This is a genomic window from Streptomyces sp. GDS52 (assembly GCF_052246875.1).
Classification (GTDB): Bacteria; Actinomycetota; Actinomycetes; order Streptomycetales; family Streptomycetaceae; genus Streptomyces; species Streptomyces cathayae.
In genome coordinates this window covers 2,005,889-2,024,383 of record NZ_CM125966.1, presented here as the reverse complement: position 1 = coordinate 2,024,383, position 18,495 = coordinate 2,005,889, and the positions used below count along the sequence as shown (strand labels likewise).

Genomic DNA, 18,495 nt, shown 5'->3' with positions numbered 1-18,495 from the left:
GATTTGGTGAGACGGGTGGTGCCGGGGCCGGTCAGTGGAGCAGACTTCCCTGTAGTTCGGCGCGCAGATCCGGGGTGAGGACCGCTCCCGCACGGTCGACCAGGAGTGCCATCTCGTAGCCGACGAGGCCGATGTCGCACTCGGGGTGCGCGAGGACGGCCAGCGAGGAGCCGTCCGAGACGGACATGAGGAAGAGGAAACCCCGCTCCATCTCGACGACCGTCTGTGCGACCTTGCCGCCTTCGAAGATGCGGGAGGCGCCGGCCGTCAGGGAGGTCAGTCCCGAGGCCACGGCCGCGAGCTGGTCCGCGCGGTCGCGCGGGAAGCCCTCGGACATCGCCAGAAGGAGACCGTCGGCGGACACGACGACGGTGTGGGACACCCCGGGGGTGTTGTCCACGAAGTTGGTGATCAACCAGTTGAGGTTCTGTGCCGCCTGGCTCATCGGGCTCAACTAACGCTCCTGCTGGTGAGTGGGTCGAGGGAAGCTGCCGGTCTGGTTGGACCCGGCCTGACGACCCTGTGCGATACCCCGACGGAGATTGGTCAGCCGTCCACGCACGTCGTCGGGCGCACGTGAGACCTGCGGGCCACTCTGGTGGGTCTGCTCCTGTGCTGTGCCCGGGACGAGGTTCGCCTTGGGCACCCGGCGCGGAAGGCCGGAAGTGGTGACGCCGCCCGCGGCCGGCTGCCGGACGCGTTCGGCCTGCCGGACCAGCTCGTCGTTGGGTGAGCTGCGCCAGGTGGAGGTGACGGCCCGCTGCGGGCCGGTGGGCCCCTGCGGCTGCTGAGGTTGCTGCTGCGGCTGCTGCTGAGATTGCGGCTGCTGTTGCTGCTGGGCAGGAGCCGGGGGATTGCCCTGCTCCTGTTCCCGGGCACCGTGGAACCAGTTGGTCTCCAGGGTGTCGTAGAGGGGGGTGCGCCCGTCACCGGGGCCGGACGCCGGCGGCAGTGCCCAGGCGTCGCTCGGCGCGCGGCCGTCACCGGGCCGCTGCGGCGCCGCGGGGCGCTGGGCACCGAAGTCGGCGCCCGCCCTTCCCTGCGGTCCGTTCGGCTGCGGACGCTCGAACTGGCCGGTGGAGGCCGGGTCCGCGAGGTTCGGGCGCTCCGGGAGGGCGTGCCGTGCGGGAGCGCCGCCGTTCCGCTCCGGAGCCGGGTACCGGCCGGCGGAGCCGTTGTCGTAGCCCTGCGGGGCGGCGAACTGGCCGGTGCCGGACGGGTTCTGTCCGTTGTACTGGTCCGAGGGCGTGCCGTAGACGTCGCCGCGGGCGAACTGGGCGTTGTTCGCGTCGGGCCGGGCGTACTGGCCGGTGTTCTGCGGAGCGCCGGCACCGGGGGTGCCGTAGGCGGCGGGTGAGCCGGGGTTCTGCCGGTCGTCGAAGCGGGGCATCTCGGCCGTCGCGTCGGGAGCCTGGTGGTTGTCGAACCGCGGCATGGGGCTGGTGCGGGAGACGTCCGGCTCCTCGTGGCCGCGCGGAGCGTCCAGCGGGGCACGGGGCACCGGCGGCTGGGCGTTCTCGTCGCTCCAGCTGGGCACCCGCGGCTGCTGCTGGTCGCCACCGGGCAGCTCGGCGCGCGGACCACCGCGCGGCGGCAGCTGGGGACGACGGCCGCGCTCGGCGTTGCCGTTGCCCCGCTGCGGCGGCACGGAACCCCGGCCGCCGAACAGGTCCTGGCCCTGCGCTCCGCCCTGGCCCGAGGACTGCAGCCCCTGCGGGGCGCCCGGAGCCTGACCGCCGTAGCCGGCACCCGCGCCCGCGGGGGCCGGACGGCCCTGGCCCTGCGCGGAGGGAGGACCGCCCTGCTCGAACAGCGACGGTGCCGAAGACCTGCCCGGCTGGCCCTGCGGACCACGTGCCCCGCCCGGGGCACCCGGCCGGCCCTGCCCGTCCCGCCCGGGCAGCGCGGCCCGCGGACCCTGGCCGGCGGCGAGCCTGCCACCACCGGGAGCACCGCCACCGAGGGCACCGCCACCGGACTGACCGCCCTCGGCGGACCGGCGGGCCGCCGAGGCACCGGCCGCGGCCTGCGCGGCGGCGGGGCCGCCGACACCCGGCTGACCGGGCTGGCCCTGGGGCTTCTTGTTGCCCTGGGCGACATCGACGGGCAGCATGACCAGCGCGGTCGTACCACCGGAGTCGGACGGGCGCAGCTGGATGCGGATGCCGTGCCGCTGCGACAGCCGGCCGACCACGAACAGACCCATGCGGCGGGAGACGGAGACGTCCACGGTGGGCGGCGAGGCGAGCCGCTCGTTGATCGCCGCCAGGTCCTCCGGCGACAGACCGATACCGGTGTCGTGGATCTCGATCAGCACGCGGCCGTCGGGCAGCGCGTGACCGGTGACCTTGACCTTGGTCTGCGGGGAGGAGAACGAGGTCGCGTTCTCCAGCAGCTCGGCGAGCAGGTGCACGAGGTCGTTGACGACGCGGCCGGCGACCTGGGTGGTCGGCACGGCGGTCAGCTCGATGCGCTCGTACTGCTCCACCTCGGACGCGGCGGCACGGAGCACGTCGACCAGCGGGACCGGGCGGGTCCACCGCCGGCCGGGCTCCTCACCCGCGAGGACGAGGAGGTTCTCACCGTTACGGCGCATGCGGGTGGCGAGGTGGTCCAGCTTGAACAGCGAGGACAGCTGGTCCGGGTCGGCCTCGCGGGACTCCAGTTCGGAGATCAGCGACAGCTGGCGCTGGATCAGACCCTGGGAGCGGCGCGAGAGGTTGGTGAACATCGCGTTGACGTTGCCCCGCAGCAGGGCCTGCTCGGCGGCGAGACGGACCGCCTCGCGGTGCACGTCGTCGAAGGCCGCGGCCACCCGGCCGATCTCGTCCCGGGAGTGCACACCGACCGACTCCACGGACGTGTCGACGTCCTGCGGGTCGGACTCGGACAGCTGCTTGACCAGCTCGGGCAGGCGTTCCTGGGCGACCTTGGTCGCGGTGTCCTCGAGCCGGCGCAGCGAGCGGATCATGGAGCGGGCCACGACGAAGGCGCCGACCAGCGACACACCGAGCACGAGCAGGATCAGCGCACCGGAGATGATCGCGTCGCGCTCGGTGGCGCTGCGCAGCTCACGGGCCTTCTGTTCCATCTCCTCGAGCAGCCGGAGCTCGACGTTCTTCATCTGCTGGATCTTGGTGGAGCTGTCGTCCAGCCAGTCCCGGTAGGACCGCTTGGCCATCGACTCCAGGCCGTCGTCCGACACCAGGGCACGGCTCGCGTACTTGTCGGCGGCCTTGATGATGGCGTTGCCGTCCTCGATGGGCAGCAGCAGCTCGGTGGCCTTGTCCTCGCCGTAGATGCTCCGGAAGCTGCGCAGCTCGGACTTCTGGCTCTCCAGCGCCGACTCGGCGTAGAGCCGGTCGTTCTCGGAGAGGTTGCCGTAGGTGCTGTTGCCGGCGGGCAGCGCCGCCGCGAGGACCGCGCGCTGGATCGATGCGTACTCCTTGGCGGCGGAGAAGGAGGCCAGGGCGCGGGTGCGCTGGATCATCTCGGGGTTGCTGGTCGCCTCGGCCATGTCCTGGGAGAGGTCGATCAGGTTCTCGATCAGACGGTGGTAGCCCTCGACGGTCTGGGTGGAGTTGTCCTTCGAGACATAGGCCGTGTTGCGGATCTTCTCGAGGTCACCCAGGTCGCCGGCGAGCTGGACCAGGTTGTCGCGGATGCCCTTGAGGTCGCCGTCCTGGCTCGCGCTGTTGATCTCCTCGGAGCTGTCGAGGAAGTTCTTCCGGGCGCGGTCGGTCTTCTCGCGGTGACCCTTGACTCCGAAGTCGGTGGCCTTGCCGCCGTGCGCCAGCGGGCCGGCCGACTGGTCGCGCTCCTCCTGGAGCGCGGCGGCGAGCTCGGTGGCCTCCTGGGTGATGTCCGTCAGCAGCTTCATGTTGTCGAGCTGCTGGATGTCGTCCATCGACTGGCTGATACGCAGACCGCCCAGCGAGGTGGCCGCGACCACCGGGAGCGCGAGCAGCGACACCAGGCGGGTGGAGATACGCCAGTTGCGCAGCGCCATGCGCGATCCCGGGCCGTCGGGACCCTTCGGGGGCTTCGGCGGAACGGGGGGCGTGTCCGCCGTTCCCGCGGGTGCGGCTCCGGGGCGGCCGGGTCGTTCGCCGCCGTCACCGTTCGCGGCCGGGTTCTGGTTCTGGGCGTGCTGGGGCGAGGAGCCGACGGCCCGGGGGCCAGTCCCGCCGTGCTGCTCCGGCTCGGCCGAAGCGCTGCCATCCCTCTTGAAACGTCCCTGCACTAGCGTCGCAACCTCTGGACCAGGCGCCCCTCCGCGCGAACGGCGGGACACGGTGTCGGCGTCATAGGGGCGCCCTGAATACGCCCCCGTGGTGGTCGTGAGTGACCGGCGTGGGTTCCCCCTTGCTCACCGCCACGATGGCGCGTTTGTGCGCCCCCTGTGCGCCGGATCGATAACTGCGGCGGTCCGGGGAATTCCAGCACAGTGCGGGATGCCCCAACAAGGCCCACGGGTCATGCCGTGACTTACATGACGGCGAGTGAGTGCGGGGTCACCCGGCGTAGAAAGTGATCTCACGCAAAGGGGGCGAATGGGTCTGATTCGAGGGGGCTCGAGGGGTGTCCCAGTCGCGATGATCAGGAGCGGAATGATCCATTCAGGTGTGCAATGTCCGTTTCGGCGGGTTGGCGCGCCGGTCCGGTTTACCCTGTTTGACTGTCGGTTCGTGAGCAAACTCACACGGTGATCGTGGCTCCTCGCCGAGGTCCGCGGGGAATCAGATGTTTAGCCTGACGCTTTACAGGGATGGCGAAACAGACAACCCGCGTCCGACGGACGGTCCCCGGACCCCGTCGGACGCCCCATGAACAGGACAGGTTCGAGCAAACAGTGAAGACGACGATGATGTTCCACAAGATCGCCAACCCGCGACGCACGACGCTGGCGCACCTCGACGGCGCTGCCGAACTGCAGACGCCGGTCCAGCAGGAGCACACCGTCGAACTCCCGGCCCAGACTGCCAACCCCAGGCGCACCGTCCTCATGGAGATCCCGGTCGCGGCCGCCGCCGCGAACTAGCACCCTCCCCAGTCTCTTTCCCGGTACCAGTACGGACCAGTACGCGCGCCGGCCCCGAAACGCTCAAGGCGCACGGGCCCGGCCGGTCCTGTGCCGGTCCCGCGCTCACCGGCGGCGCCCCCTCTTCCAGGGGGCGCCGCCGGTCGTGCGCGAGGCGTGCGTGCCCTGCCGCGCTAGCCTGGAGCGTCAGACTCCAGCCAGTTCAGTCAAGGTCAAGGGGCCAAGAATCCCGTGCGCATCGCCAGATTCTCCATCGACGGGAACGTCGCCTTCGGCGCGGTCGAGGGCGACCAGCAGGACGAGCTCGTCCTGGACATCATCAAGGGCATCCCGTTCACGGACTTCGAACTCTCCGGCACCAAGGTCCCGGTGAACAAGGTCAGGCTGCTGCCCCCGGTGCTCCCCAACAAGGTGGTGGCCTTCGGCCGCAACTACGCCGAACACGCGAGGGAGACGGGCAACGAGGTGCCCGACGCCCCGTTCGCCTTCTTCAAGCCCGCCACCTCGGTGATCGGCCCCGGCGACGACATCCAGTACCCCTCCTTCTCCCAGGAGGTGCACCACGAGGCCGAACTGGCCGTGGTGATCGGCAGGATGTGCCGTGAGGTCCCGCGCGACCGGGTCAAGGACGTGATCTTCGGCTACACCTGCGCCAACGACGTCACCGCCCGCGACGTCCAGCGGCGGGAGACGCAGTGGGCGCGGGCCAAGGGCTTCGACACCTCCTGCCCGCTCGGCCCCTGGGTGGAGACGGACCTGGACCTCGCCGCCGCCGGCGACCTCACCGTCCAGCTCACGGTCAACGGCGAGCAGCGCCAACTCGGCCGTACCAGCGAGATGATCCACTCCATCGAGGACCTGATCGTCAACATCTCCGAGGCGATGACGCTGCTCCCGGGCGACGTGATCCTCACGGGCACCCCGGCCGGCGTCGGCCCCCTCACCGTCGGCGACGAGGTCGCCGTCACCATCGAAGGCATCGGCACTCTCACCAACAAGGTTGTCAAGCGTGGCTAGCGCACCCGGATCCCCCGTACGCGTCCGTTTCTGTCCCTCTCCGACCGGCAACCCCCACGTGGGCCTGGTCCGCACCGCCCTGTTCAACTGGGCGTTCGCCAAGCACCACCAGGGCACGTTGGTCTTCCGCATCGAGGACACCGACGCGGCCCGCGACTCCGAGGAGTCCTACGCCCAGCTGCTGGACTCGATGCGCTGGCTCGGCTTCGACTGGGACGAGGGCCCCGAGATCGGCGGCCCGCACGCGCCGTACCGCCAGTCGCAGCGCATGGACATCTACAAGGACGTCGCCGCCCAGCTCCTCGAGGCCGGCCACGCCTACCGCTGCTACTGCTCCCAGGAGGAGCTGGACACCCGCCGCGAGGCCGCCCGCGCCGCCGGCAAGCCCTCCGGCTACGACGGACACTGCCGCGACCTCACCGACGCGCAGGTCGAGGAGTACACGGCCCAGGGCCGCGAGCCGATCGTCCGCTTCCGCATGCCCGACGAGACGATCACCTTCACCGACCTGGTCCGCGGCGAGCTGACCTTCACCCCGGAGAACGTCCCGGACTACGGCATCGTCCGCGCCAACGGCGCCCCGCTGTACACGCTGGTCAACCCGGTCGACGACGCCCTGATGGAGATCACCCACGTCCTGCGCGGCGAGGACCTGCTCTCCTCCACCCCGCGCCAGATCGCCCTGTACAAGGCGCTGACCGAACTCGGCATCGCGAAGCAGACCCCGGCCTTCGGCCATCTGCCCTACGTGATGGGCGAGGGCAACAAGAAGCTCTCCAAGCGCGACCCCCAGGCCTCGCTCAACCTCTACCGTGAGCGCGGCTTCCTCCCCGAGGGACTGCTCAACTACCTCTCCCTGCTGGGCTGGTCGCTCTCCGCGGACCAGGACATCTTCACGATGGAGGAGATGGTCGCCGCCTTCGACGTCGCCGACGTGCAGCCGAACCCGGCCCGCTTCGACCTGAAGAAGTGCGAGGCGATCAACGCCGACCACATCCGCCTGCTGGAGGTGAAGGACTTCACCGAGCGCTGCCGCCCCTGGCTGAAGGCGCCCGTCGCCCCCTGGGCCCCGGAGGCCTTCGACGAGGCCAAGTGGCAGGCCATCGCCCCGCACGCGCAGACCCGCCTGAAGGTGCTCTCCGAGATCACCGACAACGTCGACTTCTTGTTCCTCCCGGAGCCGGTCTTCGACGAGGCGAGCTGGAACAAGGCGATGAAGGAGGGCAGTGACGCCCTGCTGCGCACCGCCCGCGAGAAGCTGGACGCGGCCGACTGGACCTCCCCCGAGTCCCTGAAGGAGGCCGTCCTGGCCGCCGGCGAGGCCCACGGCCTCAAGCTCGGCAAGGCCCAGGCCCCGGTCCGCGTCGCCGTCACCGGCCGCACGGTCGGCCTGCCCCTCTTCGAGTCCCTCGAGGTCCTGGGCAAGGACCGGACCCTGACCCGCATCGACGCGGCCCTGGCGAAGCTCGCCGGGTGACCCGGTCCGACCACAGGTGAGGGGCGGCACCCGGAGTATTCGGGCGCCGCCCCTCGCTGTTCTTGGGTACGGTCGGTCCCATGGCGATCCGAGCCGTCGTCTGGGACGTGGACGACACCCTCTTCGACTACACCTCCGCCGACCGCGAGGGGATGCGGGCGCATCTGCTGGCCGAGGAGCTGCCGGTCGGGCACGCCTCCGTGGAGGAGGCGCTGGTGCGGTGGCGGGAGGTGACCGACCTCCAGTGGGCCCGGTTCGCCGCCGGCGAGGTCGACTTCGAGACGCAGCGGCGCGACCGCACCCGGGTCTTCCTGGGGCGTGAGCTGACCGACGACGAGGCCGACGCCTGGTTCCGGCGCTACGTCGTGCACTACGAGGCGGCCTGGTCGCTGTTCCCGGACGTCCTGCCGGTCCTCGACGCGCTCGCCGCCAGCCACCGGCACGCGGTGCTGTCCAACTCCAGCATCCACCTCCAGGACCGCAAGCTGCGTGTCCTCGGCGTCCACGACCGCTTCGAGGCCATCCTGTGCGCCGCCGAGCTGGGCGTCTCCAAACCCGAGGCCGGCGCCTTCCTGGCGGCCTGCGAGGCCCTGGCGCTCCCTCCCGCCCAGGTCGCGTACGTGGGGGACCATCCGGAGATCGACGGCCGGGGCGCGGCGGAGGCCGGTCTGCTGTCGGTGTGGATCGACCGGGGCGGCGCGTACGCGACCCTGGAGCCGCCCGTCGGGCCGCGCCGGATCGCCTCCCTCGGTGAACTCCCCGCGATCCTCGGCACGGATACCCGTTTTGGAGCCGGGTCCGGCATCGGGTAATGTTCTTCCTGCGCCGCGGGGGACCGGGCCGGAAGGCCACCAACCTCAAGCGCACTGCTAGAACAATGACCCTCCGGGGATTGCGTTCCAGTGGCCTATGGTGTAATTGGCAGCACGACTGATTCTGGTTCAGTTAGTCTTGGTTCGAGTCCAGGTAGGCCAGCTCGCAGAGCTCATCTGCACCTGCGGATCTCATCCGCGAAGCCCCCGTTGTGTAGCGGCCTAGCACGCTGCCCTCTCAAGGCAGTAGCGCCGGTTCGAATCCGGTCGGGGGTACAGATCCATCCCGCGAGGGCGGCCGGGTAGCGCCCACTGTCCTCACGGTGAAACCATCCGGCTCCGGCCGGGTGAGGATCGCCAGGGCCCCCGTTGTGTAGCGGCCTAGCACGCCGCCCTCTCAAGGCGGTAGCGCCGGTTCGAATCCGGTCGGGGGTACTGAACTGGTCTAAACCATCATTGGTCTATGGTGTAATTGGCAGCACGACTGATTCTGGTTCAGTTAGTCTTGGTTCGAGTCCAGGTAGACCAGCTCGGACCTGCGGAAACGCAGTGTCCACGCCCCCGTTGTGTAGCGGCCTAGCACGCCGCCCTCTCAAGGCGGTAGCGCCGGTTCGAATCCGGTCGGGGGTACACAGGCAGGAAGAAGAAAAGCCCTCCACCTCGGTGGGGGGCTTCTTCGTGTCCCGGCACGGGGTACCGAGGTGCGGGGACAGGAGCCCGGGGGAGGGCCTGCCGCGGCGTTGAGGCGGGCCCGTCCCCGAGGGGCGGGAATGGGGTCAGGAGCGGCGCAGTGCCTCGGAGAGGCGGGCCGCGGAGTCGATGACGGCCTGGGCGTGCATACGGCCCGGGTGACGGCTCAGGCGCTCGATGGGCCCCGACACCGAGACGGCGGCCACCACGCGGTTCGAGGGGCCGCGCACCGGCGCGGAGACGGAGGCGACGCCGGGCTCCCGCTCCCCGATCGACTGCGCCCAGCCACGGCGCCTGACACCCGACAGGGCCGTCGCCGTGAAGCGGGCGCCCTGCAGGCCGCGGTGCAGGCGCTCCGGCTCCTCCCAGGCCATCAGGATCTGCGCGGAGGAGCCGGCCTTCATCGTGAGCGTGGAGCCCACCGGGACCGTGTCCCGCAGACCCGACAGGCGCTCCGCCGCGGCGACGCAGATGCGCATGTCACCCTGCCGGCGATAGAGCTGGGCGCTCTCGCCGGTCACGTCGCGGAGATGGGTGAGCACCGGGCCCGCCGTGGCGAGCAGCCGGTCCTCGCCCGCCGCCGCGGCCAGTTCGGCCATGCGCGGGCCGAGGATGAACCGGCCCTGCATGTCGCGCGCCACCAGGCGGTGGTGTTCCAGTGCCACGGCCAGGCGGTGGGCCGTGGGTCGTGCCAGTCCGGTCGCACCGACCAACCCCGCGAGGGTGGCCGGGCCGGACTCCAGAGCGCTCAGGACGAGGGCCGCCTTGTCCAGAACGCCGACGCCGCTACTGTTGTCCATGCAACGATACTTGCGTCTCACTCTGTGAAACGCAAGTTCAATTTTCGGGGGAACGCGCCACCCTGGGTGGAACACGGCCCGTAATCCACGGGGCCGGCACAGAAGCCCGAGAACAGTGGTGAGCGAGCCGGAGGGCCGCCCCGGAGGCGAGCGCACCAAAAAAGGGGAAAGCGATGGGTAGGACACTGGCGGAGAAGGTCTGGGACGACCATGTCGTCCGGCGCGCCGAGGGCGAGCCCGACCTCCTCTTCATCGATCTGCACCTGCTGCACGAGGTGACCAGCCCGCAGGCCTTCGACGGCCTGCGCAAGAGCGGCCGCGGGGTGCGCCGGCTCGACCTGACCATCGCGACCGAGGACCACAACACCCCGACCCTGGACATCGACAAGCCCATCGCCGACCCGGTCTCCCGGGTCCAGCTGGAGACGCTGCGGGCGAACTGCGCGGAGTTCGGTGTCCGGCTGCACTCGCTGGGCGACGTCGAGCAGGGCGTCGTGCACGTGGTGGGGCCACAGCTGGGGCTGACCCAGCCCGGCATGACCGTGGTCTGCGGGGACTCGCACACCTCCACGCACGGCGCGTTCGGCGGCCTGGCCTTCGGTATCGGCACCTCCCAGGTCGAGCACGTGCTGGCCACCCAGACCCTGCCGATGACCCGCCCCAAGACCATGGCGATCACTGTCGAGGGCGAACTGCCCGACGGGGTCACGGCCAAGGACCTGATCCTGGCGGTCATCGCGCGGATCGGCACCGGCGGCGGCCAGGGCTACGTCCTGGAGTACCGCGGCGAGGCCATCGAGAAGCTCTCGATGGAGGCCCGGATGACCATCTGCAACATGTCGATCGAGGCCGGCGCCCGCGCGGGCATGATCGCCCCCGACGAGACCACGTTCGCCTACCTCGAGGGCCGCCCGCACGCCCCGCGGGGCGAGGACTGGGACGCGGCCGTGGCCTACTGGAAGACGTTGCGCACCGACCAGGACGCCGAGTTCGACGCCGAGGTCGTCATCGACGCCGCCGCGCTGTCGCCGTTCGTCACCTGGGGCACCAACCCCGGCCAGGGCGCTCCGCTGTCGGCCGACGTGCCCGACCCCGCCGCCTACGAAGACGCCTCGGAGCGCCTGGCCGCCGAAAAGGCCCTGGAATACATGGGGTTGACGGCCGGCCAGCCGCTGCGCTCCATCGGTGTGGACACCGTGTTCGTAGGTTCCTGCACCAACGGCCGGATCGAGGACCTGCGCGCCGCCGCCGACATCGTCAGGGGCCGCAAAGTCGCCGACGGCGTACGGATGCTGGTCGTCCCCGGCTCCGCCCGGGTGGGCCTGCAGGCCGTCTCCGAGGGCCTGGACGTGGTCTTCAAGGAGGCGGGCGCCGAGTGGCGGCACGCGGGCTGCTCGATGTGCCTGGGCATGAACCCCGACCAGCTCGCCCCCGGTGAGCGCTGCGCCTCCACCTCCAACCGCAACTTCGAGGGCCGGCAGGGCAAGGGCGGCCGTACCCACCTGGTCTCCCCCCAGGTCGCCGCCGCCACCGCGCTCCTCGGCCACCTGGCCTCCCCGGCCGACCTCGACGCCGACGCCCCCACGCCCGCTGGAGTCTGATCAGTCATGGAAGCATTCACCACCCACACCGGCCGGGCCGTCCCGCTGCGCCGCAGCAACGTCGACACCGACCAGATCATCCCCGCCCACTGGCTCAAGAAGGTGACCCGGGACGGGTTCGAGGACGGGCTGTTCGAGGCCTGGCGCAAGGACCCGGAGTTCGTCCTCAACCGCCCCGAGCGCGAGGGCGCCACCGTGCTGGTCGCCGGCCCCGACTTCGGCACCGGATCCTCCCGCGAGCACGCCGTCTGGGCGCTGCAGAACTACGGCTTCAAAACCGTGATCTCCTCCCGCTTCGCCGACATCTTCCGCGGTAACTCGCTGAAGAACGGCCTGCTCACCGTGGTCCTCGACCAGCAGACCGTGGACGCGCTGTGGGAGCTGACGGAAGCCGACCCCACCGCCGAGATCACCGTCGACCTCCAGGCCCGCGAGGTGCGCGCCGGGAGCATCACCGCGCCCTTCGAGCTCGACGAGAACTCCCGCTGGCGGCTGCTGAACGGTCTCGACGACATCTCCATCACGCTGCAGAGCGAGGCGGACATCGCCGCGTATGAGGCCAAGCGCCCGTCGTACAAGCCGCAGACGATCCCGGCCCCGGCCGCCTGACGCGAAGTCCTCGCGGCAGGTCGACTTTCGGCCACACCGAACCCCCTTCCGTACCCCCGATCGGACTGATCGGGGGTACGGCCGTCTCTGCACCCGTTCGGCTCTGCGCGCCCTCTTGAGGCCTTGCAACTTCCCACGTTATGAAGGTGGTTGCCGGGGTACACGTGTCACGTGCGCGTGGTCTCCGAATGTGCTCGGACCGCCGTCCGAGGCGGTAGTTGCCCCCTGCGCAGGCGACAACTCGCCCCAGATGGCACAATCTGTGCATGGAACGCGACGGCCAACTCGAGCTCTACACGCTGGTCGCGGCCCGGCTCAAAGAAGCGCATGCAGAAGTGCGCGCACTGCAAGTACCGGAGGGCGTACGGATGGCGCTGACCCGGAAGCTGCTGGTCATTACGGCCGCGGCCAAGCACGATCTCGCCAACGCGGCAAGGCGGCTGGAACTGTTCATCACGGATCTCGACGAGGGGCGATTCCCCGACGAGGAACGCTGAATCGGTCACGGCAGCCGAGTTCATTGCGGCACAAGGGTGATAAGCCCGTTTCGTGTTTGATTTGCGGTATATATCTGCCTAACGTGCGAAAACGCTTGAACGGATTCGTTCGGGCGATGTCTCCGAAGGGGAAGACGTGAACAAGGCGCAGCTCGTAGAAGCGATTGCCGACAAGATGGGCGGTCGACAGCAGGCCGCCGACGCCGTCGACGCGGTCCTCGATGCCATCGTCCGCGCCGTGGTCGCGGGGGACCGGGTCTCCGTCACCGGTTTCGGTTCGTTCGAGAAGGTCGACCGTCCGGCCCGCTACGCCCGCAACCCCCAGACCGGCGAGCGGGTCCGGGTCAAGAAGACGTCGGTGCCGCGCTTTCGCGCGGGACAGGGGTTCAAGGACCTGGTGAGCGGCTCGAAGAAGCTTCCGCGCGGGGGCGAGGTCGCCGTCAAGAAGGCGCCCAAGGGCAGCCTGTCCGGCGGGGCTTCGGCGACGGTGAAGAAGGCCGCGGCCAAGAAGACCGCGAAGTCGGCCGCCGCGAAGAAGGCCGTCACCAAGAAGACGACGGCGAAGAAGACCACCGCCAAGACCACCGCGGCGAAGAAGACCACCGCCAAGCAGGCCGCGCCGGCCGCCAAGACCGCCGCGGCGAAGAAGACGACCGCCAAGAAGGCCCCGGCGAAGAAGGCCACGGCCACCAAGGCGCCCGCGAAGAAGTCGACCGCCCGCAAGACCACCGCCAAGAAGACCACCGCCCGCAAGAAGTAACGGCGGCCGAACGGTACTCACGCGCCGGGCCGGACTCCGTCACGGAGCCCGGCCCGCGGTGTGCCCGGCGTCCCCGCCGCGCGCCGCGGCAGGTCAGAACGTGCGCCGCGGCGAGTCAGAACGTGTGCAGCGTCACCAGCGTGATCCGCCGGGCCTCGCCCTCGCCCTGGGTCTCGACGCGCACCCGCTGCCCGGGGCGCAGCAGCCTCAGGCCCCCGGCGTCGAAAGCCCGCGCGTCGAAGGGCACCGGTGTGCCGTCGTCCAGCAGCACCTGGCCGCTGCGGCTTTCGGGGTCGTAGGTGTACGCGGTCGCCTGCATGTCGGCAGCCTACTGCTCCGCGATCAGCAGCCGCGCGACGGCGGCCGTCGTGCGGGGCCCCACGCCCAGCGCCAGCGCCGCCCGCAGATCGTCGCCCGTGTCCACGTCCTGCCGTACGGAATCCACCGCGTCGAGGTGGAGTTCCACGGCTCCGAACGCCCGGTGCCGGGCCCGGGAGCCGGGGCCGAAGGAAGGACGCAATTCCTCGTCCGGTGCCGCGGAGAGCAGCGTGGTGCCGACGGCCGCGGCATCGGAGAGGAACGCGCGCGGGAATACGGCGGCCCTCTCGAGGACGCGGGCCAGTTCGGCCGGGCGCAGCGCCGGGAGATCGGCGTTGAGGGCCGCCACGGGCCCCGCGCCCCGGAGGGCCCGTGCGGCGACGGCCGCGTGCGCGAGTGCCGCGTTCAGGCCGCCGCCCGGTTCGTCGGAGACGATGTGGGCCCCGAGCGCGGCCAGCTCGCGGCCGGCCAGGGCGTCGCCCGTGACGACCACCACGTCGCGCACGGCGCGGCAGGACAGCGCGGCCGCGACCGTGTCCTGCGCGAAGGCCAGGGCCAGCCCCGGACGCACCGCGTCGTCCGCGGTGTCCGCGAGCCTGCTCTTGGCCTCGGCCAGTGGTTTCAGGGGTACCACCAGGGTCCACTGCACGCGTGTTACGTCCCTCTCTTGTCGTCGCCATTGTCCCCCGTGGCACCCGGTGGCCAGGGGGGCGGGGCGTACGGTGTTCTCGACAGACCGGCGGCCCGGGGCGACACTTGTGCGGCCCGCCTGGCCCCCGGTTCCAGGACTTAGAGGAAGGTGTCCCTGTGCCGCGCCGCAGAATCGGCTTTTGGTACCGCTTCGCCGCGGTTCTCTGTAAACCACCGCTGGTGGTTCTGCTCAAGCGGGACTGGCGCGGAATGGAGAACATTCCGGCCGAGGGCGGATTTATCACCGCGGTGAACCACAATTCGCACATCGACCCCTTCGCTTATGGGCACTTTCAATACAACACCGGTCGCGTTCCGCGCTTCCTGGCGAAGAGCGGGCTTTTCAGTAAGGGATTCGTCGGTGCCGCGATGCGGGGCACCGGGCAGATTCCCGTCTACCGGGAAAGCACGGACGCGCTCAGCGCCTTCCGGGCCGCGATCGACGCCGTGGAGCGCGGCGAGTGCGTCGCCTTCTATCCCGAGGGCACCCTCACCCGTGACCCGCACGGCTGGCCCATGACCGGCAAGACCGGTGCCGCGCGAGTGGCCCTGCAGACCAAGTGCCCCGTCGTCCCGGTCGCGCAGTGGGGCGCCAACGAGGTGCTGCCGCCGTACGCCGGCAGGCCCCGCTTCTTCCCGCGCAAGACCCACCGGGTGCTGGCCGGACCGCCCGTGGACCTGGACCGCTTCTACGACCGGGAGATGACCCCGGAACTGCTCAAGGAGGCAACCGAGGTCATCATGGCGGCGGTGACCCGGCTGCTGGAGGAGATCCGCGGGGAGAAGGCCCCCGAGGTGCCCTACGACCCGCGCCGCGAGCGCTCGGAGCAGGGCCGCAAGACCCGGGCCCAGACCCGGCCGAGGCGACGGGAGGGGGCGCCGGAGCACGGGTTGCCGGAGCAGGGATCGCCTGAGCACGGATCGCCGGAGGACCGGCGGCAGGAGGAGCGCAGGCCCGGCGAACGGGCCGCCGCGCGGGAAGAGGGGTTGGGCACGTGAGCAAACCGGTCAAGGCCGCCGTCTTCGGCACCGGATCGTGGGGCACGGCCTTCGGCATGGTGCTCGCCGACGCGGGATGCGACGTCGTGCTGTGGGCACGGCGCCCCGAACTCGTGGAAGCGGTCAACTCCACCCGCACCAACCCCGACTACCTGCCCGGAGTCGAACTCCCGGAGAACCTGCGGGCCACCACCGACGCCGCCGACGCCGCCCGCGACGCCGACTTCACCGTCCTCGCGGTCCCCTCGCAGACGCTGCGCGGCAACCTCGCCGGGTGGAAACCGCTGCTCGCCCCGGACACGGTCCTGGTGTCGCTGATGAAGGGCGTCGAACTCGGCTCCGCCATGCGGATGAGCGAGGTGATCGAGCAGGTCGCCGGAGCCGGCGCCGACCGGATCGCCGTGGTCACCGGACCCAACCTCGCCCGGGAGATCGCCGCCCGGATGCCGGCTGCCGCCGTCGTCGCCTGCACCGACGAGGCCGTGGCCCAGCGGCTCCAGGCCGCCTGCCACACGCCGTACTTCCGCCCGTACACCAACACCGACGTCGTCGGCTGCGAACTGGGCGGCGCGGTGAAGAACGTGATCGGGCTGGCCGTCGGCATCGCGGACGGCATGGGGCTCGGCGACAACGCCAAGGGCTCGCTCATCACCCGCGGGCTCGCCGAGACCACCCGGCTCGGTGTGGCGCTCGGCGCGGACCCGCTGACCTTCGCCGGACTCGCCGGCCTGGGCGACCTGGTGGCCACCTGCTCCTCACCACTCTCGCGTAACCACACCTTCGGCACCAACCTCGGCAAGGGCATGACCCTCGAGGAGACCGTCGCGGTCACCAAGCAGACCGCCGAGGGCGTCAAGTCCTGCGAGTCGGTGCTGGACCTGGCCCGCCGGCACGGCGTCGACATGCCGCTCACCGAGACGGTCGTCAGCATCGTGCACGAGGGCAAGTCGCCGGTGGTCGCCGTCAAGGAGCTGATGTCGCGCAGCGCGAAACCCGAGCGACGTTGAGCGACCAGGAGCGGCGTCCGTGCGACCGCGGCGCGACGGCAGCGCGGGCGACCCTCCGTTTGCCACGTCACGGGCGCTTCAACGTGGCTGTACCACCGGGTACTCTCATCGCCATATGAGCACCGAGAACCTTCCCCAGAGCCCCGAGCAGCCGCCGCGCAAGCCGCGTGTGGCCGTTGTGTTCGGCGGGCGCAGCTCCGAGCACGGGATCTCCGTGGTCACCGCCGGCGCCGTCCTCAAGGCCATCGACCGGACCAAGTACGAGGTCCTGCCGATCGGCATCACCCAGGACGGCCGGTGGGCGCTCACCGCCGACGAGCCGGACCGCATGGCCATCGTCGACCGTCGGCAGCCCAGCGTGGACCAGCTCGCCGACTCGACCGAGGGCGCGGTGCTGCTCCCCCTCGATCCCGGCAACCGTGAAGTCGTCTACAGCGAGCCCGGTTCGGTGCCCAAGGCGCTCGGCGAGGTCGACGTCGTCTTCCCGGTGCTGCACGGCCCCTACGGGGAGGACGGCACCCTGCAGGGTCTCCTGGAGCTCTCCGGCGTCCCCTACGTGGGCTCCGGGGTGCTGGCCTCGGCCGTCGGCCAGGACAAGGAGTACATGAAGCGGGTGTTCACCTCCTTCGGGCTGAAGGTCGGCCCGTACGTGGTGATCCGGCCGCGCGCATGGGAGCGCGACGAGTCCGCCGCCCGCAAGCAGATCATCGACTTCGCCGGTGAGCACGGCTGGCCGTTGTTCGTGAAGCCCGCACGGGCGGGCTCCTCGATCGGCATCACCAAGGTCGACGACCTCTCCGGCCTGGACGAGGCGATCGCCGAGGCCCAGCGGCACGACCCGAAGATCCTGGTGGAGGCGGCCCTGCGCGGCCGTGAGATCGAGTGCGGCGTACTGGAGTTCGAGGACGGCCCGCGTGCCTCGGTCCCCGCCGAGATCCCGCCGCCCGACGCACACGCCTACTACGACTTCGAGGCCAAGTACATCGACTCCACGCCCGGCCTGGTGCCCGCACCGCTGACCGAGGAGGAGACGGCCGAGGTGCGCAGGCTGGCGGTGGAGGCGTTCGAGGCGGCCGGCTGCGAGGGACTGGTGCGCGCGGACTTCTTCCTCACCGAGGACGGCGAGTTCGTGATCAACGAGATCAACACGATGCCCGGCTTCACACCCATCTCGATGTACCCGAAGATGTGGCAGGCCACCGGTGTCGAGTACCCGGAGCTGGTGGACCGGCTGGTGCAGGCGGCGCTCCGCCGCCCGACCGGACTGCGCTGAGCCCCGGCCGGCACCCGGGAAGGCGACGGCAGGCCCTAAGAGGCGATCCCCTTGGGGATCGCCTTCTTGACGGCCGGGGCGAGGTCGATCAGTACGCCCGTGCTGTCCCGTCCGTCGGTCACCCGCACCTCGACGTAGGCCTCTCGGTTGGCGGTCGTGAAGCGGTACGTCTCGTCGTCCTGCTGTTCCATCAGCCAGTCGACGCCGTCCACGCCCCCCGCCATCGCGCCCGGGTCGTTGCCGTTCGCCACCTTGGGGTCGATCATCTTCGGCGGCTGCCCGACACCGCACCGCAGTATGATCGCCACGCCGCCCCAGCCCGCGGTCAGTTCGGACGCGGGTTCGGGATCGTCGCGATCCTCACCGTCCACCGTCGCCGGCAGGGCCTCGTCCAGGTTCCGGCACAGCCCGGTGGTCTTCGCGTCCGGGCTGGGAACCGCCGTCGACGCGCTGTCGTCTGCCGAGGAACAGCCCGCGGTGGCGACCAGCACGGTGGCGGCGAGTGCGGACAGGACTGCGTGACGGTGACGGAAGGAACTCACCGGCACAGGGTAGACGGGGGCTACAGATGGACGACCGGGCAGGTCAGAGTACGGGTGATGCCGTCCACCTGCTGGACTTTCGCGACCACCATGCGTCCCAGGTCGTCGACGGTGTCGGCCTGGGCGCGCACGATGACGTCATAGGGTCCGGTCACGTCCTCGGCCTGGATGACTCCAGGGATCTTGCCGATCAGATCGGCGACGGTCGACGCCTTGCCGACCTCCGTCTGGATCAGGATGTACGCCTGTACCACGAAACCTCCAGAGCGGCCACGAGGATCATGTGGGGAAAAGGAACGCCACGGTATCGCGTCGCCGCTCTTCGCGGGGAGACCTGCGGGACCCGGACTCCGCGCGCCGGG

General features: G+C 70.6%; 18 protein-coding genes and 5 tRNA genes. 16 read left to right on the top strand and 7 right to left on the bottom strand.

From position 1 onward, the window contains the following. Nucleotides 1-31 precede the first annotated feature (31 nt). Together ACTWJ9_RS09055 and ACTWJ9_RS09050 are read right to left on the bottom strand one after the other, a co-directional pair. Nucleotides 32-445, bottom strand: a complete 414-nt coding sequence (locus ACTWJ9_RS09055; protein ID WP_086730004.1) for a roadblock/LC7 domain-containing protein — start codon at nucleotides 443-445, stop codon at nucleotides 32-34. Nucleotides 446-454: 9 nt separating this feature from the next. After that, nucleotides 455-4,243: a nitrate- and nitrite sensing domain-containing protein gene (locus tag ACTWJ9_RS09050; protein ID WP_443295552.1), complete on the bottom strand. Its 3,789-nt coding sequence runs from the start codon at nucleotides 4,241-4,243 to the stop codon at nucleotides 455-457. A 609-nt stretch (nucleotides 4,244-4,852) separates the two neighbouring features. Between ACTWJ9_RS09050 and ACTWJ9_RS09045 the strand changes: the two genes are divergently transcribed. From ACTWJ9_RS09045 to ACTWJ9_RS09005, 9 genes are all read left to right on the top strand, one after another. After that, complete coding sequence (locus ACTWJ9_RS09045) at nucleotides 4,853-5,041, top strand: hypothetical protein (protein ID WP_279333705.1); 189 nt, start codon at nucleotides 4,853-4,855, stop codon at nucleotides 5,039-5,041. Nucleotides 5,042-5,272: 231 nt separating this feature from the next. After that, complete coding sequence (locus ACTWJ9_RS09040) at nucleotides 5,273-6,058, top strand: fumarylacetoacetate hydrolase family protein (RefSeq protein ID WP_279333704.1); 786 nt, start codon at nucleotides 5,273-5,275, stop codon at nucleotides 6,056-6,058. Next, the gene (gltX, locus tag ACTWJ9_RS09035; protein WP_279333703.1) at nucleotides 6,051-7,535 is read left to right on the top strand and encodes a glutamate--tRNA ligase; all 1,485 of its coding nucleotides are present in this window, start codon (nucleotides 6,051-6,053) and stop codon (nucleotides 7,533-7,535) included. Before ACTWJ9_RS09040 ends, gltX begins: the two co-directional genes overlap by 8 nt. An 80-nt stretch (nucleotides 7,536-7,615) precedes the next feature. Further along, entirely contained in the window at nucleotides 7,616-8,347 is a 732-nt protein-coding gene (locus tag ACTWJ9_RS09030; RefSeq protein WP_279333702.1) for an HAD family hydrolase, read from the top strand. Between the two features lie 91 nt (nucleotides 8,348-8,438). Further along, nucleotides 8,439-8,510 (top strand) — tRNA-Gln (locus ACTWJ9_RS09025). 40 nt (nucleotides 8,511-8,550) lie between these two features. Next, nucleotides 8,551-8,623 (top strand) — tRNA-Glu (locus ACTWJ9_RS09020). 86 nt (nucleotides 8,624-8,709) lie between these two features. Next, a tRNA-Glu gene (locus ACTWJ9_RS09015) sits at nucleotides 8,710-8,782 on the top strand. Nucleotides 8,783-8,804: 22 nt separating this feature from the next. Beyond that, nucleotides 8,805-8,876: transfer RNA gene (locus ACTWJ9_RS09010), tRNA-Gln, on the top strand. 28 nt (nucleotides 8,877-8,904) lie between these two features. Further along, nucleotides 8,905-8,977: transfer RNA gene (locus ACTWJ9_RS09005), tRNA-Glu, on the top strand. Nucleotides 8,978-9,123: 146 nt separating this feature from the next. Here the strand turns inward: ACTWJ9_RS09005 and ndgR are convergent. Then, nucleotides 9,124-9,837 carry an IclR family transcriptional regulator NdgR gene (ndgR, locus tag ACTWJ9_RS09000; RefSeq protein WP_279333701.1) on the bottom strand — a complete coding sequence of 238 codons (714 nt, stop codon included), beginning with the start codon at nucleotides 9,835-9,837 and terminating at the stop codon, nucleotides 9,124-9,126. A gap of 173 nt (nucleotides 9,838-10,010) precedes the next feature. Here ndgR and leuC point away from each other — a divergent pair, with 173 nt between their 5' ends. The 4 genes from leuC to ACTWJ9_RS08980 all read left to right on the top strand — a co-directional run bounded on the left by leuC (nucleotide 10,011) and on the right by ACTWJ9_RS08980 (nucleotide 13,304). Next, entirely contained in the window at nucleotides 10,011-11,438 is a 1,428-nt protein-coding gene (gene leuC / locus ACTWJ9_RS08995) for a 3-isopropylmalate dehydratase large subunit (RefSeq protein ID WP_279333700.1), read from the top strand. A 6-nt stretch (nucleotides 11,439-11,444) separates the two neighbouring features. Further along, nucleotides 11,445-12,047 carry a 3-isopropylmalate dehydratase small subunit gene (gene leuD, locus ACTWJ9_RS08990; RefSeq protein ID WP_279333698.1) on the top strand — a complete coding sequence of 201 codons (603 nt, stop codon included), beginning with the start codon at nucleotides 11,445-11,447 and terminating at the stop codon, nucleotides 12,045-12,047. Between the two features lie 266 nt (nucleotides 12,048-12,313). Then, complete coding sequence (locus tag ACTWJ9_RS08985) at nucleotides 12,314-12,544, top strand: hypothetical protein (protein ID WP_279333697.1); 231 nt, start codon at nucleotides 12,314-12,316, stop codon at nucleotides 12,542-12,544. Between the two features lie 136 nt (nucleotides 12,545-12,680). After that, on the top strand, nucleotides 12,681-13,304 hold the full coding sequence (locus ACTWJ9_RS08980) for an HU family DNA-binding protein (protein WP_279333696.1): 624 nt from the start codon (nucleotides 12,681-12,683) through the stop codon (nucleotides 13,302-13,304). Nucleotides 13,305-13,419: 115 nt separating this feature from the next. On the opposite strand, the gene ACTWJ9_RS08975 is transcribed toward ACTWJ9_RS08980, so the two are convergent. Both ACTWJ9_RS08975 and cofC read right to left on the bottom strand, forming a co-directional pair. After that, a complete protein-coding gene (locus ACTWJ9_RS08975) occupies nucleotides 13,420-13,623 on the bottom strand; it encodes a hypothetical protein (RefSeq protein ID WP_202276163.1) in 204 nt (67 codons plus the stop codon). Between the two features lie 9 nt (nucleotides 13,624-13,632). Then, nucleotides 13,633-14,271 (bottom strand): 2-phospho-L-lactate guanylyltransferase, encoded by a 639-nt coding sequence (gene cofC, locus ACTWJ9_RS08970; RefSeq protein WP_279333695.1) that lies wholly within the window; start codon nucleotides 14,269-14,271, stop codon nucleotides 13,633-13,635. Between the two features lie 158 nt (nucleotides 14,272-14,429). On the opposite strand from cofC, the gene ACTWJ9_RS08965 reads away from it, so the two are divergent. The 3 genes from ACTWJ9_RS08965 to ACTWJ9_RS08955 all read left to right on the top strand — a co-directional run bounded on the left by ACTWJ9_RS08965 (nucleotide 14,430) and on the right by ACTWJ9_RS08955 (nucleotide 17,591). Continuing rightward, complete coding sequence (locus ACTWJ9_RS08965; protein WP_279333694.1) at nucleotides 14,430-15,311, top strand: lysophospholipid acyltransferase family protein; 882 nt, start codon at nucleotides 14,430-14,432, stop codon at nucleotides 15,309-15,311. Beyond that, the gene (locus ACTWJ9_RS08960; protein ID WP_279333693.1) at nucleotides 15,308-16,318 is read left to right on the top strand and encodes an NAD(P)H-dependent glycerol-3-phosphate dehydrogenase; all 1,011 of its coding nucleotides are present in this window, start codon (nucleotides 15,308-15,310) and stop codon (nucleotides 16,316-16,318) included. The genes ACTWJ9_RS08965 and ACTWJ9_RS08960 overlap by 4 nt, the downstream gene beginning before the upstream one ends. 115 nt (nucleotides 16,319-16,433) lie before the next feature. Next, entirely contained in the window at nucleotides 16,434-17,591 is a 1,158-nt protein-coding gene (locus tag ACTWJ9_RS08955) for a D-alanine--D-alanine ligase family protein (RefSeq protein WP_279333692.1), read from the top strand. A gap of 35 nt (nucleotides 17,592-17,626) precedes the next feature. Here ACTWJ9_RS08955 and ACTWJ9_RS08950 read toward each other — a convergent pair whose 3' ends face one another. Both ACTWJ9_RS08950 and ACTWJ9_RS08945 read right to left on the bottom strand, forming a co-directional pair. Next, complete coding sequence (locus tag ACTWJ9_RS08950; protein WP_387038836.1) at nucleotides 17,627-18,133, bottom strand: DUF3515 domain-containing protein; 507 nt, start codon at nucleotides 18,131-18,133, stop codon at nucleotides 17,627-17,629. A 20-nt stretch (nucleotides 18,134-18,153) separates the two neighbouring features. Continuing rightward, the gene (locus ACTWJ9_RS08945; protein ID WP_052579718.1) at nucleotides 18,154-18,387 is read right to left on the bottom strand and encodes an Lrp/AsnC family transcriptional regulator; all 234 of its coding nucleotides are present in this window, start codon (nucleotides 18,385-18,387) and stop codon (nucleotides 18,154-18,156) included. Nucleotides 18,388-18,495 lie beyond the last annotated feature (108 nt).

Coding starts and splice junctions, on each gene's coding strand:
- ACTWJ9_RS09055 (WP_086730004.1), bottom strand. CDS start 445: ATGAGCCAGGCGGCACAGAACCTCAACTGGTTGATCACCAACTTCGTG.
- ACTWJ9_RS09030 (WP_279333702.1), top strand. CDS start 7,616: ATGGCGATCCGAGCCGTCGTCTGGGACGTGGACGACACCCTCTTCGAC.
- ndgR (WP_279333701.1), bottom strand. CDS start 9,837: ATGGACAACAGTAGCGGCGTCGGCGTTCTGGACAAGGCGGCCCTCGTC.
- leuC (WP_279333700.1), top strand. CDS start 10,011: ATGGGTAGGACACTGGCGGAGAAGGTCTGGGACGACCATGTCGTCCGG.
- leuD (WP_279333698.1), top strand. CDS start 11,445: ATGGAAGCATTCACCACCCACACCGGCCGGGCCGTCCCGCTGCGCCGC.
- ACTWJ9_RS08985 (WP_279333697.1), top strand. CDS start 12,314: ATGGAACGCGACGGCCAACTCGAGCTCTACACGCTGGTCGCGGCCCGG.
- ACTWJ9_RS08975 (WP_202276163.1), bottom strand. CDS start 13,623: ATGCAGGCGACCGCGTACACCTACGACCCCGAAAGCCGCAGCGGCCAG.
- ACTWJ9_RS08955 (WP_279333692.1), top strand. CDS start 16,434: ATGAGCACCGAGAACCTTCCCCAGAGCCCCGAGCAGCCGCCGCGCAAG.